Consider the following 619-nt stretch of genomic DNA (forward strand, 5'->3'; position numbering starts at 1 on the left):
TGGAATTTGTAAGCCATTGACGTTGGCTTTATTACGCAAAATGGCAATCCGTGTCTCTAAATCTGGCGGTGTAATATCCGTTGATAAGCCTTGCTTAAAGCGGGAAACTAACCGGTCTTCTAACTCAGGGATCTGACTGGCGTCACGGTCACTGGTTAATACGATGTGTTTATTATTATTATAGAGCACGTTAAATGTATGGAAGAATTCTTCCTGGGTAGACTGTTTATTCCCAATAAATTGAATATCATCCACTAATAACATATCGACTGTTCGATACTCTTGGTGGAAGGCGTCTGTAGTGTTCTTACGAATGGCATTAATAAAGTCATTGGTGAAGGTTTCACTAGAGACGTATTTTATTTTGGCATTAGGGTTTGTCCGTAATACTTCATGACCAATTGCTTGCATCAAGTGGGTTTTACCTAACCCTACACCACCGAAGAAGAATAGGGGATTGTAGTCGCGGCCGGGGCCCTCTGCAACAGCTAAAGCTGCAGCGTGAGCCATTTTATTGCCATCACCGACGACGAAGTTATCAAAGGTATATTTTGGATTTAATAGATCTGATCCGTTGTCTTCAATATTGTCATTATGGTTGTTTACTTGAATTTGATTA

The 619-nt window shown here is 40.4% G+C and carries 1 protein-coding gene; it reads right to left on the minus strand.

Annotated features, from left to right (window positions below):
- Positions 1–619 (minus strand): chromosomal replication initiator protein DnaA (locus ACRCJ0_RS18345; RefSeq protein WP_431391578.1); only part of this gene is annotated, 619 nt, incomplete at both ends.

Source organism: Aerococcus sp. L_32 (assembly GCF_050689315.1).